12 protein-coding genes and 2 pseudogenes are annotated in these 16250 nt (G+C 38.5%); 11 read left to right on the forward strand and 3 right to left on the reverse strand.

Annotated elements, in window-relative coordinates:
* The first annotated feature begins 8 nt into the window (after positions 1 to 8).
* Positions 9 to 698, forward strand: coding sequence for an amino acid ABC transporter permease (locus NQ508_RS02535; protein ID WP_006427420.1), 690 nt, complete (start codon positions 9 to 11; stop codon positions 696 to 698).
* The gene (locus NQ508_RS02540; protein WP_022415185.1) at positions 688 to 1434 is read left to right on the forward strand and encodes an amino acid ABC transporter ATP-binding protein; all 747 of its coding nucleotides are present in this window, start codon (positions 688 to 690) and stop codon (positions 1432 to 1434) included. The genes NQ508_RS02535 and NQ508_RS02540 overlap by 11 nt, the downstream gene beginning before the upstream one ends.
* Before the next feature lie 117 nt (positions 1435 to 1551).
* On the opposite strand, the gene NQ508_RS02545 is transcribed toward NQ508_RS02540, so the two are convergent.
* On the reverse strand, positions 1552 to 2571 hold the full coding sequence (locus NQ508_RS02545; protein ID WP_006427422.1) for a LacI family DNA-binding transcriptional regulator: 1020 nt from the start codon (positions 2569 to 2571) through the stop codon (positions 1552 to 1554).
* Positions 2572 to 2896: 325 nt separating this feature from the next.
* Here NQ508_RS02545 and NQ508_RS14080 point away from each other — a divergent pair, with 325 nt between their 5' ends.
* Together NQ508_RS14080 and malQ are read left to right on the forward strand one after the other, a co-directional pair.
* Positions 2897 to 3118 (forward strand): PTS glucose transporter subunit IIA, encoded by a 222-nt coding sequence (locus NQ508_RS14080; protein WP_006427423.1) that lies wholly within the window; start codon positions 2897 to 2899, stop codon positions 3116 to 3118.
* 85 nt (positions 3119 to 3203) lie between these two features.
* Positions 3204 to 4742: a 4-alpha-glucanotransferase gene (gene malQ / locus NQ508_RS02555; protein ID WP_006427424.1), complete on the forward strand. Its 1539-nt coding sequence runs from the start codon at positions 3204 to 3206 to the stop codon at positions 4740 to 4742.
* 123 nt (positions 4743 to 4865) lie between these two features.
* On the opposite strand, the pseudogene NQ508_RS02560 reads toward malQ, so the two are convergent.
* Positions 4866 to 5276: pseudogene (locus tag NQ508_RS02560) on the reverse strand (D-proline reductase (dithiol) proprotein PrdA); the annotation flags it as partial.
* 556 nt (positions 5277 to 5832) lie between these two features.
* On the opposite strand from NQ508_RS02560, the pseudogene mutY reads away from it, so the two are divergent.
* Positions 5833 to 6867: pseudogene (gene mutY / locus NQ508_RS02565) on the forward strand (A/G-specific adenine glycosylase); the annotation flags it as partial.
* A 130-nt stretch (positions 6868 to 6997) separates the two neighbouring features.
* Here the strand turns inward: mutY and NQ508_RS02570 are convergent.
* A complete protein-coding gene (locus tag NQ508_RS02570; protein WP_006427427.1) occupies positions 6998 to 8443 on the reverse strand; it encodes a helix-turn-helix domain-containing protein in 1446 nt (481 codons plus the stop codon).
* A 283-nt stretch (positions 8444 to 8726) separates the two neighbouring features.
* Here NQ508_RS02570 and NQ508_RS02575 point away from each other — a divergent pair, with 283 nt between their 5' ends.
* The 6 genes from NQ508_RS02575 (at position 8727) to NQ508_RS02600 (ending at position 16234) form a co-directional block, all read left to right on the forward strand.
* Positions 8727 to 9038: a hypothetical protein gene (locus NQ508_RS02575; RefSeq protein ID WP_006427428.1), complete on the forward strand. Its 312-nt coding sequence runs from the start codon at positions 8727 to 8729 to the stop codon at positions 9036 to 9038.
* Positions 9039 to 9055: 17 nt separating this feature from the next.
* Positions 9056 to 11278: a midas domain-containing protein gene (locus tag NQ508_RS02580; protein ID WP_006427429.1), complete on the forward strand. Its 2223-nt coding sequence runs from the start codon at positions 9056 to 9058 to the stop codon at positions 11276 to 11278.
* 20 nt (positions 11279 to 11298) lie between these two features.
* A complete protein-coding gene (locus NQ508_RS02585) occupies positions 11299 to 12609 on the forward strand; it encodes a type IV secretory system conjugative DNA transfer family protein (RefSeq protein ID WP_006427430.1) in 1311 nt (436 codons plus the stop codon).
* 21 nt (positions 12610 to 12630) lie between these two features.
* Positions 12631 to 13401 (forward strand): zinc-ribbon domain-containing protein, encoded by a 771-nt coding sequence (locus NQ508_RS02590; protein WP_006427431.1) that lies wholly within the window; start codon positions 12631 to 12633, stop codon positions 13399 to 13401.
* 56 nt (positions 13402 to 13457) lie between these two features.
* The gene (locus tag NQ508_RS02595; RefSeq protein WP_006427432.1) at positions 13458 to 15272 is read left to right on the forward strand and encodes a YARHG domain-containing protein; all 1815 of its coding nucleotides are present in this window, start codon (positions 13458 to 13460) and stop codon (positions 15270 to 15272) included.
* 83 nt (positions 15273 to 15355) lie between these two features.
* Entirely contained in the window at positions 15356 to 16234 is an 879-nt protein-coding gene (locus NQ508_RS02600; RefSeq protein ID WP_044919946.1) for an N-acetylmuramoyl-L-alanine amidase family protein, read from the forward strand.
* The last annotated feature ends 16 nt before the right edge of the window (positions 16235 to 16250 follow it).

Here is a 16250-nt window from a genome sequence, read left to right on the forward strand (position 1 = left end):
ATGAGAATATGCAGGAATTGAAAAGTAGTTTTATTTCGAATTTTATAGATGATAACCGCTGGAGATATATTACAGATGGTCTGAAGATCACTTTGCTGGTTACTGTATTTGCAGTATTGATTGGTGTAGTACTTGGATTCTTGATCGCAATTGTCCGTACAACACATGATAAGACCGGCAAATTGAAGATTCTGAATGCAATCTGTAAAGTTTATCTGACGGTGATCCGTGGAACACCAGTAGTTGTACAGCTGATGATCATTTACTTTATTATATTTGGAAGTGTTGATATCAGTAAGGTTGTCGTTGCGATCGTAGCATTTGGTATTAACTCGGGTGCATATGTTGCTGAGATATTCCGTTCTGGTATTATGTCTATCGATAACGGACAGTTTGAAGCAGGGCGAAGCCTTGGATTTAACTATGCACAGACGATGATGTATATTGTTATGCCACAGGCATTTAAGAATGTACTCCCGACACTTTGTAATGAATTTATCTCTCTGTTAAAGGAAACTTCTGTATCCGGTTATATCGCATTACAGGACCTGACTAAAGGCGGGGATATCATTCGAAGCCGTACATATGATGCATTTATGCCGTTGATCGCCGTTGCACTGATCTATCTGGCAATGGTAATGATATTTACCAAGCTTGTCAGCTTACTGGAGAGGAGGTTGAGAAACAGTGACCACTAAGAAAGATGATGTACTGATCAAAGTAGAAGGTCTGCATAAAATATACGGGGATTTCCATGCGCTGAATGGGATTGACGAGGAGATTCACAGAGGAGAAGTGGTCGTTATTGTAGGACCATCCGGTTCCGGTAAGTCAACATTCCTGCGTTCTCTGAATCTTCTTGAGGTTCCGGATCAGGGACATATCTATTTTGAAGGTGTGGATATTACAGACAAACATGTGGATATTAACAAGCACCGTCAGAAGATGGGAATGGTGTTCCAGCACTTTAATTTATTCCCACATAAGACGATCAAGGAAAATATCACACTTGCTCCGATCAAGCTTCTTGGAAAGAGTAAGGAAGAGGCAGATAAAAGAGCAATGGAACTTCTGGAACGAGTAGGACTTGCCGAAAAGGCAGATTCGTATCCATCGCAGTTATCCGGCGGTCAGAAGCAGAGAATTGCAATTGTCCGTTCGCTGGCAATGGATCCGGATGTGATCCTGTTTGACGAGCCGACATCGGCACTCGATCCGGAGATGGTAGGAGAAGTTCTGGAGCTGATGAAACAGCTTGCAAGAGAAGGCATGACGATGGTTGTGGTAACACACGAGATGGGATTTGCCAAGGAAGTTGGTTCCAGAGTTATCTTTATAGATGCGGGACAGATAAAAGAACAGGCAAAACCGGAGGAATTTTTTGAGAATCCAAAAGATCCTCGTCTTAAGGAATTTTTATCTAAGATTTTATAATGAAAAATGAAAAGGAAATATATAATGTAAATGTTTTCGTTTGCTATGCAGAAAACCTTATAACATTATATATTTCCTTTTTGTGTTTTATGATGTTATAACAAAATCTCTTACAGGTTATATTTTACAACAGCTGTCCCGTTCGATCAGGTGGTGAGGAACAATGATCTTGGTTGCAAGGAGATTTGGATTTTCTATGTGGTTGATGATCTGGGAGGCGGCTTCACTTCCGAGTTGGCCTGCTCCGATGTCGATTGATGTTAACTGTGGTGAGGTCAGTCTTGCGAACAAAGAGTTATTGAAGGAGATGATCGACAAATCTTCCGGGATTGCAAGATGGTTTTCCAGACAGACTCTTTCTAAAGAGACGGCGAGGATATCGTCGCTGACCAGGATTGCTGTCGGGCGGTCTTTCTGCATAAGGAGCCCGCGTATGGCTTCTTCGTTATTCTCTGATACATTCTTTACTTCCACGCAATATTCCGGACGAACCGGGAGCTGGTGGCTTGCAAGCGCAAGCTGGTAACCGGCTTTGCGATCGGCAGAGAACATCAGGGAGCTGTCGGAACCAAGGTAGGCAATCTGGCGGTGTCCAAGCTGATAAAGATATTCAGCCGCTTCTCTTCCGGCAAGCAGGTTATCATTATCAATATAGATAGTCTGGTTGGTATACTGTGTTGCTTTTCCAATCAGAATATATAAAAGACCTTCGTTAAAAAGGTAATCGATGACGGGATCATCTTTCTTGGAATACAGTATGATGAAACCGTCTACTTTGCCACTTCTGGACATAGAGCGAACGGCGTCAAGGATCTCTGCTTCATCCTGCCCGGTTACAATTGTTGTCATATACTGTCTGCCATTACAATAATGGCTGATTCCCTGGATTGCTTCCAGATAGAAGGAGTTCTCATAGACTTCTTTTGCGGAAGCGGGGAGAATGATGCCAATGGTACGCGAATTCTGAGAGGCAAGATTGCTTGCCTGGAAATTCGGCTCATACCCCAGTTCCGCCATAGCCTTTCTGACACGTTCTTTCGTTTCTTCGCTGATGGATGGATTATTTTTACAGGTTCTGGACACGGTGGAAGGAGAGACTCCTGCCAACGCAGCCACGTCCTTGATCGTTACTGCCATAAAGATAACCTCCGTTTGTTTTGTAGTTCTGATATTCTTGTTTTATACGTTCCGATATCATAGATTTTTCATATATTTTTATTTTACAGCAAAGAAAACAACATTGCAATGCATTTGCATGAAATATTGCGCAAACGCACGCATGAGAAAACATAGGGAAAGTGCACAAAAACAATAATGCAAAATTGTAAAAAAAGTAGAAATCAGAGCAAAAAGTAAAATACTAATTGAAAACAATGCAAAAACTGAATATAATTAATGCAAACGGTTGCACAAAACAAATGCAAAAGAAGTGCAGATGAGAAAAACATGAGGAGGTTTCGTTATGAACGAGAATGAGAGTAAAAAGGTTCCAGAAGTAGTTCTTGCGCCGTTAACCGGAAAGGCAGTGCCTTTAAGTGAAGTACCGGATCCGGTGTTTTCAGATAAGGTATTAGGAGACGGAGTGGCAATTATTCCGGCAGATGTCCGCTCATCAAATGTTATCTGTAACGGAAAGAATGCACCGGTTGTATCGGATCATTATGGAGTTATGATAACGGTATAATGGATCATTTTATAATAAGACATCTGCAAAAATATAAAGCAAAAAGGAAATCAAAATAAATAGAAAAAAGAAGAGGGAAAGAAAGATGAGCGAAAGAGCAGCAGGCATACTCATGCCGATCAGCAGCCTTCCATCTGAATATGGAATCGGCTGTTTCTCAAAAAGTGCATATGAATTTGTAGACTGGCTGAAGAAAGCAGGTCAGAGTTACTGGCAGATCCTGCCACTTGGTCCTACAAGTTACGGGGATTCCCCGTATCAGTCATTTTCTACATTCGCGGGAAACCCATATTTCATCAGTCTGGAGGCACTGGTGGAAGAAGGGGTTCTGACAAAGGCGGAATGTGAGGCCGTAGACTGGGGAAAAGTAAAAGGGAGTATTGATTATAAAAAGATTTACGAAGGGCGTTACCCGCTTCTTCGAAAAGCTTACGAAAGAAGTAAGGTACATGAGAATGCAGAATATCAGAAGTTCGTAGAAGAGAACAGCTGGTGGCTGTCAGATTATGCATTATTTATGGCAGTTAAAGACAGATTTGACGGTGTGGAATGGAAGTTGTGGGCAGATGATATCAAGCTGCGCTGGGGACCTGCCATGGATTATTACCGTGAAGAGTTGTATTTTGATATTGAATTCCAGCAGTATATGCAATTCAAGTTCTATGAACAGTGGATGCAGTTGAAAGCATATGCCAATAAAAAAGGAATTCAGATCATCGGCGATATCCCAATCTATGTGGCAATGGACAGCGCAGATACCTGGGCACATCCGGAATTATTCCAGCTGGATGAGGAAAATGTACCGGTTGCCGTAGCCGGATGCCCGCCGGACGGATTCTCTGCAACCGGACAGTTATGGGGAAATCCACTGTACCGCTGGGGATATCATAAGGAAACCGGCTATCAGTGGTGGATATCTCGTCTGGCTTATGTATTCCGCCTGTATGATGTGGTAAGAATCGATCATTTCCGTGGATTCGATGAGTATTTCTCTATTCCATACGGGGCAGAGACGGCAGTAGACGGACACTGGGAAAAGGGGCCTGGCATGGATCTGTTCTGGAAAGTACGAGAAGCACTGGGTGAAAAACCAGTTATCGCAGAAGACCTTGGATATGTTACGGACAGCGTACGTGATCTGGTAAGAGACAGCGGATTCCCAGGCATGAAGGTGCTGGAATTTGCATTTGATTCGAGAGATTCCGGATCTGCGAACGACTATCTACCGCACAATTATCCGGTGAACAGTGTTGCTTACACAGGAACTCACGACAATGAGACACTTGCCGGCTGGTGGGGAAGCATCAGTAAGGATGAGCAGAAGCTGACCCGCGAATATCTCTGTGATACCTATACACCGGAGGCGGAACTGAATAAGCCTCTGATCAGTCTGATCATGAGAAGCGCAGCAAAATGGTGCGTGATCCCGATGCAAGATTATCTGGGCCTTGATAATAAGTGCCGTATGAATACACCGTCAACTGTCGGAACAAACTGGAAGTGGAGAATCCGCAAGAACCAGTTATCTGTGAAATTACAGAAAGAGATCCATGCGGTGACATTGCGTTATGGAAGAATGAACTGGACGGAAGATGTTGAAGAAGCAGCTGAAGCAGAAAAATAGAATATGTAGTATTAAGCAGAAAAATAGAATATGTAGTATTAAGAATAAAAATGGCAGATATCATTTGGGGGATATCTGCCATTTTGTTCTTATAAGAAAATTTTGTATGTTCTCTTCAAACTAGATAGGAAGTTCCAGATAAATATCTTTTCCTTCTTTGATAGAGATGACTACTTTACCATGCTTAATTGTAGTAACAGCACCCTGAACGCTTGCAGTAGGTGCAGCTTCAGCAGGAGCTTCCTCTTTGGCAGGAGCCTCTTCTGCTGCTAATTCATCATCAGTCTTGAATCCGTCTACATTGTCTGCTGTCAGTGGACAGAGAGAATCACTGGTCTTTGTTAATTTTGCTCCCAGAACCTGTCCGATCTTCAGACATCCATCAAGATTTAAAAGACCTGAATCTACTAATTCATCGAAGATTGCCGGATCCTCTAAGTTTGCTGGTTCAATTGTAATTCCGCCTTCTGCTCTACAACATAATACGGCAGGATCGTTAACATGAGCTTTCGCTGTTTCCGCTGTAATTGACATACCGAATACCTCCTAAATATTCATATTTATTTTCTATGAATAGTATAGGCTTTTCTAAATGAATTTTCCAATTGGTTTTTTCTATAATGATAAAATGAAATAGAAAATACCTATAATAATAGAAAAAATGAAAAGATTCAATAGAATATGACATATAGAAAATGCCTATAAGTACATGAGAATAACCAATTGGTAATTTAAAGAAAACGGGGATATAATAAATTCAAACGATAATATTGTTAGTGGCAAGGATCAGCCACATTCCCTTCTAAGAGCCCTTTTCCTGAAAGTGTCTTCCCCAAGACGACATTTCCAGGAAAAGGGCTTTGACGTTGTATAGAGAGATAAGTTATAATAAACCATATGTTCGAAAATAAAATAAGTGAGGAAACAACAGCAAAGGCACTTGTTTCCCAAATGGACAATGGAGAAACAGATGGAACATAAAGTAGTGAAAAAAACAGAAGTGAAAGTCGAAGAAGCAAAATCAAAAAAAGACAGAGAACTGCAGGAACCGAAGATGTCCTCAGAGGCAGAGCTTAGAAATATTGTAAAGCCGTTGGTGAACTGGTATCGGGAGAATAAACGGGATCTGCCGTGGCGCCATAATCCGGATGCATACAGGGTATGGGTATCCGAGATCATGCTGCAGCAGACACGGGTAGAAGCAGTAAAAGGATATTATGACCGGTTCTTAAAAGCACTTCCGACAGTGAAAGATCTTGCAGAAGCAGAAGAAGACAAACTGCTGAAACTGTGGGAAGGATTAGGATATTATAATCGTGTACGAAATATGCAGAAAGCGGCACAGCAGATCATGGTTGATCATGCGGGAAGGTTTCCGGATACTTATGAAGAAATATTGCAATTGAAGGGAATTGGCAATTACACGGCGGGGGCGATCAGTGCATTTGCCTATGGAATCCCGAAACCGGCAGTGGATGGCAATGTGCTCAGGGTGATTTCCAGAATTACGGGTAGCTATGAAGATATCATGAAACAAAGCGTCCGCAAAAAGATAGAAAGTGCACTGGAACAGGTGATACCTACAGATGCCGCCAGCGATTTTAACCAAGGACTGATTGAACTGGGGGCAATTGTGTGTGTTCCGAACGGGGGACCGAAATGTGAACAATGTCCGGTAAAAGAGTATTGTATTGCACATGCAGAGAATCTGACAGCGGAGATACCGGTAAAGAAGAAAGCAAAGGCCAGAAAGATCGAAGAAAGAACTGTACTGATCTTCAAAGACGGTAAACAGATTGCAATCCGAAAACGTCCGGCAAAAGGATTGCTGGCCGGATTATATGAATTCCCGAATCTGGAAGGAAAATTTTCAATGGCTGAAGTTACGGAATACAGCAAGAAGATTGGTCTGATGCCGGTCCGCATACAGGAACTTCCGGAGGCGAAACATATCTTCAGTCATATTGAATGGCATATGACAGGTTATGAAGTGACCGTAGATGAACTGGAGAAGACGAATGAGGAAGGTTTTCTGTTCATTCATCCGGAGCAGATAAAAAAAGAATATTCGATACCGTCGGCATTTGAGAAGTATACGGAGTATGCAGGAATTCGGAGTAAATAGATAAGGAGGTGTATGTTTTGGATGTACACCTCCTTAATTTATATCGTCATGTGTTCGAAAGAAATTGCCAGTGCTAGGTTTTGTAGATCAGAGAGAAAATAAAAAAACCACAAGAAGAAATAAAAAAATTCTAGGGAGTAATACCAAATGTCAGTTGTTTCAATTGCCGGATGTATTTCTGAATAAGTGTGCGTGTCTGGTTCTCTGGAGTTATGTATTCCGAATCGGCCAATAATTGGAAAAATTCAGAAAATGCATTGCAGATACTACTTTCCTGAATGATGATAAAAGAAATATTCGCTTTATCTGCAAGGTTGATAAGGAACAATGAATGATTATTGCGTAATTCAATATATAAAGAATCCGGATAACTGAAAGTAGAATTCAGCATGTGATGATTCTCGTTTGAAAAGTGTTCCAGAAAATATTTAAGAGAGGTGATTCTCTCTTCAGGTGAAAATTTGGGAATGACAATACTACTGGTACCTGACGAGATCCCGTATTCACAATACTTCTGAAAACCATTGATGGTAAAAAAGTCATTCCGATTGGCTTGATTTATAACATTTAAAAAAGATTTGTATGCGTTCATAAATGGAGCATATTCCGGAGAATGTTCTTTTACCCGATCAAAAAAATATTCATTATCCATGAAATCACTGTCACAAGGAGTGGCGTCCAGACTGGTTATGTCTTGAATTGTATCAAATGAAGTCATATAAAGTTGGAGCGCTTCATCAAGATTTTTACTTTGCTGTAATAGTGGGGACGAATGCTCCAGACAATTCTGAAATTCTTTTGTATATTCCTGTAAAATCGCGGGATCCGAATGAAGGATTCCTTTTGAAAGATCGGATGCCAATTGCAGTACATATTTTTCCGTAATAATATAGAACGGATATAGAAGATTTGGCCGATCGTTTCGGGAAAGCTTACTATAATAATAAAAAGGTATGTAATTAATGCCGGCTGAAAAACATAGCGGAATAATCTGGTGCAGTGTCTCCAGATTCTCATAAGCATAGGATGCATTCGTCTGGAAATGGATCAGATGCTTTATCAGAATAGCTTTACCGTATTGCGGAATCATAAGATTCAGATAATGTGGAAGCAATGTATCTGTACCTGGAAGATTAGTGTAAAGTTCAGGAGACTCTTGTTCCTGTATAGTCTTCCTGAGAACATATTGCAATAATAGTTCGGTCTCGTATTTATCATTTGAGATAGGTGAAATCAGTTTCATTTCACCATAATCAACGATTGATCTTTTGTTAAATCCTTCATTTTTTTCCAAAGCAGATAGTTTTTCAAAAAGGTGAAGGATTGTGGTTTGGTTTCGGTAAGCAGTTTCACCGATGGCTTCCATTTTATATAATTCCATTATTTCTTTCTTTTCAGGCAGTGAAATCCGAAGCGCCTGACAGAAATGTTCGACAAATTCAGGTCCGGGCAATCTTTTACCAGTAACCATTCTCTGAAGTGTGGTACGTTCCAGAGATGCTGCCTGAGAAAGGCGGTATACGTTGTAACCGTTTTCTATAAGCAACTCTTTACATTTCTCACTGAATTTTGACATGATTTATCCCCTCTTGTATTAGTAAAAGTAAATAATGTGCGCACATATGTGCAGGTCACTTGTTCAGTTTAGTACATTTATCAATCGAAGGTCAAGAAAACGGAACAAAAGGCAGTGAAAGTGCACGAGCACAATCAAGAGCACATATTGAAAGGGGAAGATAGAGTATGACATTATATTACATAAAAGGTATATTGTCGATATTATTGTGTAGAAATATATTATTTATATAAAAAATATTGTTACATATGAAATTTTATTATGCAGTAGAGAGGAGAAATATATGAGCGAGTTTATAAAAGACATTGATAAAGATTTAGGTACTATAATCAGCAAAAAAATGCATATGCAACCCGTTCTAGCTGAAAAATGGAGCTGGAAAATTTTAAATGAATATCCGGAAGATTTAAAAAATGTGATTCGTAAGTGGGCAAAAGATGAACAAATACCAGAAATTGAATATAGCAGAATTTCTTTAGAGATGGCTATGCAAGGAATAGGATTGGATATTTTAGAAGCAGTGGATTTACTGTATATAACTTCTAAAGATCCGCTACATGGGTATGAAATATTTACAAGATTTGCGCGTCGATAAAGAAGGAAGTGATATGAATGTTGGGATTTACCAAATTTAAGATAAATCGATTGGTAAACCGGCGCGAACTGTATAGTAATTTTTCATATAATAAGAGGAATCAGTTAGATACAGGTAGTAAATGGAAATGTTTACAACAACTAGAAAATCATTTTGCAGCCGAACAGGGGCGTCCAGCAGTTAAGGTTTTACCGATTTCTTCGAAAGAAGTGAGAGGAGACTATGGTGGATATGACCCAGACAAGAATGTTATATATATTAATCGTGATTTGGTAGAGTATGGAACACTCGTAGGACCGGTAGATATAAATCATCCTACACAGCTTGACGCTAATATGCAGCTATTTGATACCATTGCACATGAAGGATATCATGCATATCAGGGTTATGCAATAAAGCATCCGGGATTTCATAAAGATATGAAACAAGTAAAAGAGTGGGCCATAAATGATAGAAATGTGAAATATTTTAGAAGAGGTGATGAGTATCTGGTGCAACCTCGAGAGCGTGATGCATGGAAATATGGGAGTGAAAAGACCAGAGAAGCTTTTGATGAAATTGAAAAATATTATGGGACAGAGCCTGGACGTGCAATGTATGAAAAGTCAGTTGAGGATAATTCGTATGAGAATGCGTTGGAGCGACTATGGAATAATAATCCAGATGCTTTGAACCAGATGTATAAAGAAATGATGGATGCATATGAAGAACGGTATTGGGAGAATAATTCTACAGTTAATCTGGATCCGATAACTGTAGATGAGTATGATGCAATATCAAGAGAAGCAGTAAATCGATATTATGAGCATCTAAAAAATAATCCATCTTTATCTAATGAAGATGTTATGCGAATGACCGGAGATATGAGTGAAAAATATTTTTCTGCGGTAGAAGAATACAAAAATGCTGTTCAACAGAAAGAAAAGAGCGAAGACAGGGGAGAAAAAGAAAATAGAACAGAAAAATATGAAGCACAAAATCCGGAGAATCGTTCAATATTTAATCCAGATCGAGTAAGTGTGGAAGAGTACGATAAAACATTACGGGATCAGGTGAATAAATATTATGAGCATTTAAAAAATGATCCATCTTTATCCAATGAAGACGTTATGCGAATGACCGAAGAAATGAGTGAGAAATATCTTACGGCAGTAGAGGAGTACAGGAATGCTCAGAAACAGGAAGATGAAGGATTCCAGGAAAAGTCAGGGGACAAGGAGAGTACGGAAAAGCGGTATAAAAAAGAAGAAATAGAGAAAGAAAATCCAGAGCATAAAAGAGACGTAGAAAATCAAAGGAAAGAAGAAGTTGAAGAAGAAAATAAATCAGAGAAAAAGGATAAATTAGAGAATCGGGAAGATGAAAAAGACTACGAAGAAGAAGGGGCAGAAAACAAAGATAAAACAGAAACTCTGAGTGAGGATGAGTTAGAAGAGGAGAGGTGGAACGAGTCAGAAAGTGAAGATGAAGCAGAGTTGTTGAGTGATAAAGCGGAAGCGGGAGAAGAACAGAATGCAGAAGATAAAGCAGTAATAGAAACCGAATCAGAATTGCAGGATAATGCGGCAGATTTATCAAGTGAAGAAAGTTCTGGAGAAACCGAAGACAACTCAGAGACAGAGGACAATGTAGAAGATTTATCAAGTGAAGAAAGTTCTGAAGAAACCGAGGATGAATCAGAGAAAGAAGATAAAGATGAAGATCTGTCAAGTGAAGAAGGCACTGAAGAAACCGAGGATGAATCAGAGAAAGAAGATAAAGCCGAAAATCTGTCAGGTGAAGAAAGTTCTGAAGAAACCGAGGATGAATCAGAGGAAGAAGATGAAGCCGAAGATTTGTCAAGTGGAGAAGGCACTGAAGAAACCGAGGATGAATCAGAGAAAGAGGATAAAGCTGAAGATCTGTCGGGTGAAGAAAGTTCTGAAGAAACCGAGGATGAATCAGAGGAAGAAGATAAAGCTGAAGATTTGTCAAGTGAAAAAAGTTCTGGAGGAATCGAAGACAATTCAGAGGAAGAAGATAAAGCCGAAGATTTGTCAGGTGAAGAAAGTTCTGGAAAAATCGAGGATGAATCAGAGGAAGAAGATGAAGCCAAAGATTTGTCAAGTGAAGAAAATTCTGGAGAAACCGAAGACAACTCAGAGGAAGAAGATAAAGCTGAAGATTTGTCAAGTGGGGAAGATGATAGTACATCCTATGAAAGTGGGGGTAATGAAGAAGACGAAAATTATTCATATTAACAGAATAGGAGAAAATACAGATGGCAATAAATACAAATGCACAAAATGTAATTATAGGTGACAGCTTAGTGGATTATTGTACATATCAGGAAAGTGCATCCCGGTATGCAATACCGGGAAAAAATCATATGGGACAACCTATGATGATTCCGATTGGAGAACATATTTTGTCACGACATATGTTGTTATTAGGAGGAATCGGTACAGGAAAATCAAATGCATTTAATCACATTATTCGGAATACCAGGTCGAATCTGACGAATGAGGATGTCATGATTATTTTTGATACAAAAGGTGACTTTTATAAAGAATTTTACAGACCAGGTGATGTAGTAATAAGTAACGATGCGAGAGCAACCGGAGGCAGTGAAGCGGATTACTGGAATATTTTTGAAGAAGTAACAATTGATGATCGTGTAGAGGAAAATATACTGGAGATTGCCAAAGGATTTTTTGCTGAGAAACTGGAACATACAACACAACCATTTTTCCCGAATGCAGCCAAAGATTTGTTCGCAGCATTGATGCTACATCTGGTGCGGAATGATAAATTTGCAGATAAAAGAAATAATAAATCATTACGTTCGTATCTGAATAGTATTACACCACATATTATGGTTGATATATTAAATCAACATTCAGATTTAAAGGCTATGCAGTCGTATATTTATGATGAAAAATCAGGACAAACACTGGGAGTTATGGCTGAGTTACAGCAGATGATGCGCGAGATTTTTATCGGTAATTTCCAGAAAAAAGGCGGATTGTCGATGAGAAAACTGGTGAGAAGAAAAGGTGGACGAGTTATATTTGTTGAATATGACCTTGGAATCGGTGGAATGTTGATGCCTATTTATCGGCTGTTAATTGATCTGGCGATTAAAGAGGCGTTGTGTCGAACCTCAAATGAGGGAAATGTTTACTTTTTTATTGATGAGTTTAGACTGGTGCCGCATCTGGAGCATATAGATGATGGTGTAAATTTTGGACGTAGTCTAGGAGCAAAATTTTTTGTGGGTATTCAGAATATTGATCAGGTAATGGCAGCTTATGGTGAATATACAGGACGAAGTATTCTGTCAGGATTTGGAACAACTTTTGCATTTCGGGTAAATGATGTTGGTTCAAGGGAATATATAAAAAATTTATTTGGACGGAATATCAAGCAACAGTCTTATATGTCAAAAGTTCAAAACCGAGGAATTGCTGAGCAGTTGAGAGAAGGGTACGTCGTAGAAGATGATGATATTAATAATCTTCCGGTCGGAGAAGCAATTGTAAGTGCACCAAGCGGAGAACCTTTCCGCTTTAAATTTAATTTATATCAATAATACGAAGGAGGAATAAAAGTTATGTATTGTAATGAGTGTGGTAATTCATTACCGGATGGTGTGGAAAGATGTCCGGTCTGTGGAAGTAAGGTAAAAGTACAGTATGCCAATAATGGAATGAATGATTTTAATAATGGTCAGAAGAATGATCCGGTACAGAATCAATATCAAAATGACAGAATGGGATACGTAAACAATAATTATGGAGAGGATTCTTCATTGTCAGGGATTGTTTTATCAGAAAATGAGCAGTTGGTAAGGCAGTATCATTGTAGTAGTGTAAAACAGCCAAGATGTGAGGGATATTTAAGCGTGACAACGAGGCGTATGATTTTTCAGGCAGAAGGAGGTACCTTTTTCAGAAGCCGTATTTCAAAAGAAATTTCGTTGGATAAAGTCACCGGTGTTGACTGTTATTATGGAGTAAATATGAAAATTACACAGATTATTGTGGGTGTAATTCTGACTATTTTAGGCTTTTATGCATGGGGAATTAGCTCGTCCTATATTGGCAGTGGAAGATTTTATTCTTTTTTGATAATGATACTAGGAATTGTTCTTATTGTTAGTGGAATTAGAAAAAGTTTTAAATTAACTATTTATGCGTCTGAATGTAGTCCATCTCCGATTAACATTGGTGAGGGTGCTCTTTCATTGCAAGGAAACGCAGTTTTTTACGCTATTGTCAGCGAGCCGACAAGTGATACTGACCGTATGATGAATGAAGTGGGCGCACTGGTACATGATTTGCAGACAATGGGAGATATGGCAGTATCCAAGTGGAAAAATTAAACGAAAGAAAAATCAATATTTATTTTTAAAGAAAGTTGGTTACAGAGGAATGGACTATGAGATGTAGAGTGTGTGGATCTAATAATGAAGATGGTTCAAAATTTTGCTGGAATTGTGGAAATAAATTAACGGAGCAATCAGAAACGAGAAGCAGTAGTGTTAACCAGCCTGGAATACAGCAGAATTCAGGAGACGTACAGCATAATCAAGTAGGAACACCACCAAAACAGGTAAGGATGCCACAGAGACAAGTCCCGCCAGGTGGATTTGACTGGGAAAACGGGAAGAAAATGGCAGAAGAGCGGTTGCAAAAAGGCAAAAATATAGCTGATGGCTGTGTAGGACAATTAAAAAGAGTAGCAGAAAATCAGACTATAACAGATAAACTTAAGAAAATTTCAAAAAAGACATGGGGAATCATTGGAGCATGTGTGGCGCTAGTTTTAGTATTGTTAATTGTAATTGCTCTGCATAAACCAACGGTTAATTTGAATGATTATCTGAAAGTTACATATGGAGGATATGATGGAGGCGGTGTGGCTTATACTGAAATTGATTGGAATAGTATGAAAGAGGACTTTGAAAATAAAATTTCTTATAAAAGGGGAATGGCGCAAACAGGAGGTATGACACCGATAGATATCATCATGGAATATACAAATGCTAATATTGAAGGTAAGAATGAAAAATTATCAAATGGAGATAAAGTGTCTTATACTTGGAAGGTAGATAAAGATGCGATTGCAAAGCTTATCAAATGCAAAATAAAGTATAGCGATGGATCAAAGAAAGTATCTGGACTAAAAGAAATGGAATTGTTTGATCCGTTTAAAAATTTGAAAGTAACGTTTTCGGGTGTAGAGCCAAATGGAGAGGCAGATATTGAATATAATGGAGATATGTTGTCTGAGTATGATTTTACCTGTGATAAAACTTCTGGTTTGAAAAATGGTGATAAAATTAAGATTTCTCTTACTGAGGATGCGGGGTATTATGTTGACCAATATAATAAAGCACCGTCTGTGTTAGAAAAGGAATACAAAGTAAAGAATTTAGGAAAGTATCTTTCAAAAATCAAAGAAGTTGATACTGATGGTATGAATTCTGCTCGTGCAAAGGCTCAGAAAAGTATTAGCGATATGGTAGATTACTGGTCTGAGGATGTTACGTTGGATAAAGTGTCATATGCAGGAGATTATCTGCAGGTTGCAAAAGACAGCGACGATTATACTAAAAACTACTATGGTGTGATTTATCAGATTAATGCGCATATTCAGCCAGATGGTGGACAGAGAAAAGATGTAGTTAGTTATTATAGTATGAAATTTGAAAATGTTATTGTAGGTGGGGATGGAAAGTGCGAAATTGATCTGGATGAATATGATGTACCATATGATGATTTTAGTGTAGAAGTAACCAGTGGAGATTTATCTTCTGGTTCATATAGCTTTGATGGATATCAGACACTTGAGGAGTTAAAAAAGAATTATGTAGATGAAGTGGCTGATGAATTTGACTGTGAATGGGATGTTTCGGGGAAACTTGAGGCTGTAGATTTAGGAGTTACCAGTGACTATCTGTGTTCCTATAGCAGTGATCGTTTACTGACAGACAGTGATGTTGAAGGATATTTAAATGCAAATTATTCAGAATATAATTTTCCGGAAGGTATAAATATTATTCAGATGATTATCAACGAAATATACGCAAAACATGGATATGAATTTACAGATTCGAAGTTGTCTGCATATTTTTCAAACAAAACATGGTATAAAAGTAATACAAATAAAGTGAATGATATGAATGCTGTTTCGGATAGTATGTCGGAAATTGAAAAGAAGAATGTTGATTTTTTGAATAGTTATAGATAATTTTGTATATCGGTCTGTTGATGTGAAATAAGATATCAATGGATCGATATATTAATTTTTGATAATGAAATATGAGGAAAAATATGAAAAAGTTAAAACTGGCAATATATTTGCTGACCCTAGTTTTTGCATTAACTGGTTGTAAAAAGGACGTGCATGTGAAAACGATCAGTGAAATTAAACAGATGAATAAATCTCAAAAGCAAAAGAGTCAAAAGAACAAAAAAAGAGTTAAGAAGTCAGAGAATACAAAATTAACAGGAACAGAAAGTTCACCTGTACCGGAAGATGAAACAACGGATAACGAACAGGAAAATCAAACAGTAACGGATAAAAAAGTGATTGTTCTTGATCCGGGACATTCAGCAGTTGTAGCAACTGGGACAGAACCATTGGGACCCGGATCATCAGAACAAAAGGCAGCAGATGCCAGCGGGACGAGAGGTATTTCAAGTGGTGTGCCAGAATATGAGTTAACATTAAATATATCCGTTCAGTTGAAAGAAGTATTAGAACAACGAGGATATCAGGTGGTTTTAACAAGAGAATCTAATAATGTACCAATCAGTTGTGTACAACGTGCAGAAGTTGCAAATAATCTAAATGCCGATGTATATGTGCGGATTCATGCAAATGGTTCAGAAAACTCTAATGCGAAAGGAGCGATGACAATTTGTACAACACCAAATAATCCATATAATGCATCGATATATGGCGAAAGTAAAGCGTTATCAGAAGCAATTCTTGATAAATACTGTGAAGTTACTGGTTGCAATAAAGAATATGTATGGGAAACAGATACAATGAGCGGAAATAACTGGAGCCAGGTACCGGTAACGATTGTTGAAATGGGATATATGACAAATCCTGAGGAAGATGTTCTGATGCAGACAGCAGAATATCAACAAAAAATGGTGCAGGGGATTGCGGATGGAATAGATGCATATATGGAAAATTATTAAATACATCAATTAAAAA

It is taken from the genome of Dorea longicatena, assembly GCF_025150085.1.
Taxonomy (GTDB): domain Bacteria; phylum Bacillota; class Clostridia; order Lachnospirales; family Lachnospiraceae; genus Dorea_A; species Dorea_A longicatena.

Coding starts and splice junctions, on each gene's coding strand:
- NQ508_RS02535 (WP_006427420.1), top strand. CDS start 9: ATGCAGGAATTGAAAAGTAGTTTTATTTCGAATTTTATAGATGATAAC.
- NQ508_RS02545 (WP_006427422.1), bottom strand. CDS start 2,571: ATGGCAGTAACGATCAAGGACGTGGCTGCGTTGGCAGGAGTCTCTCCT.
- NQ508_RS14080 (WP_006427423.1), top strand. CDS start 2,897: ATGAACGAGAATGAGAGTAAAAAGGTTCCAGAAGTAGTTCTTGCGCCG.
- malQ (WP_006427424.1), top strand. CDS start 3,204: ATGAGCGAAAGAGCAGCAGGCATACTCATGCCGATCAGCAGCCTTCCA.
- NQ508_RS02570 (WP_006427427.1), bottom strand. CDS start 8,443: ATGTCAAAATTCAGTGAGAAATGTAAAGAGTTGCTTATAGAAAACGGT.
- NQ508_RS02575 (WP_006427428.1), top strand. CDS start 8,727: ATGAGCGAGTTTATAAAAGACATTGATAAAGATTTAGGTACTATAATC.
- NQ508_RS02580 (WP_006427429.1), top strand. CDS start 9,056: ATGTTGGGATTTACCAAATTTAAGATAAATCGATTGGTAAACCGGCGC.
- NQ508_RS02585 (WP_006427430.1), top strand. CDS start 11,299: ATGGCAATAAATACAAATGCACAAAATGTAATTATAGGTGACAGCTTA.
- NQ508_RS02590 (WP_006427431.1), top strand. CDS start 12,631: ATGTATTGTAATGAGTGTGGTAATTCATTACCGGATGGTGTGGAAAGA.
- NQ508_RS02595 (WP_006427432.1), top strand. CDS start 13,458: ATGAGATGTAGAGTGTGTGGATCTAATAATGAAGATGGTTCAAAATTT.
- NQ508_RS02600 (WP_044919946.1), top strand. CDS start 15,356: ATGAAAAAGTTAAAACTGGCAATATATTTGCTGACCCTAGTTTTTGCA.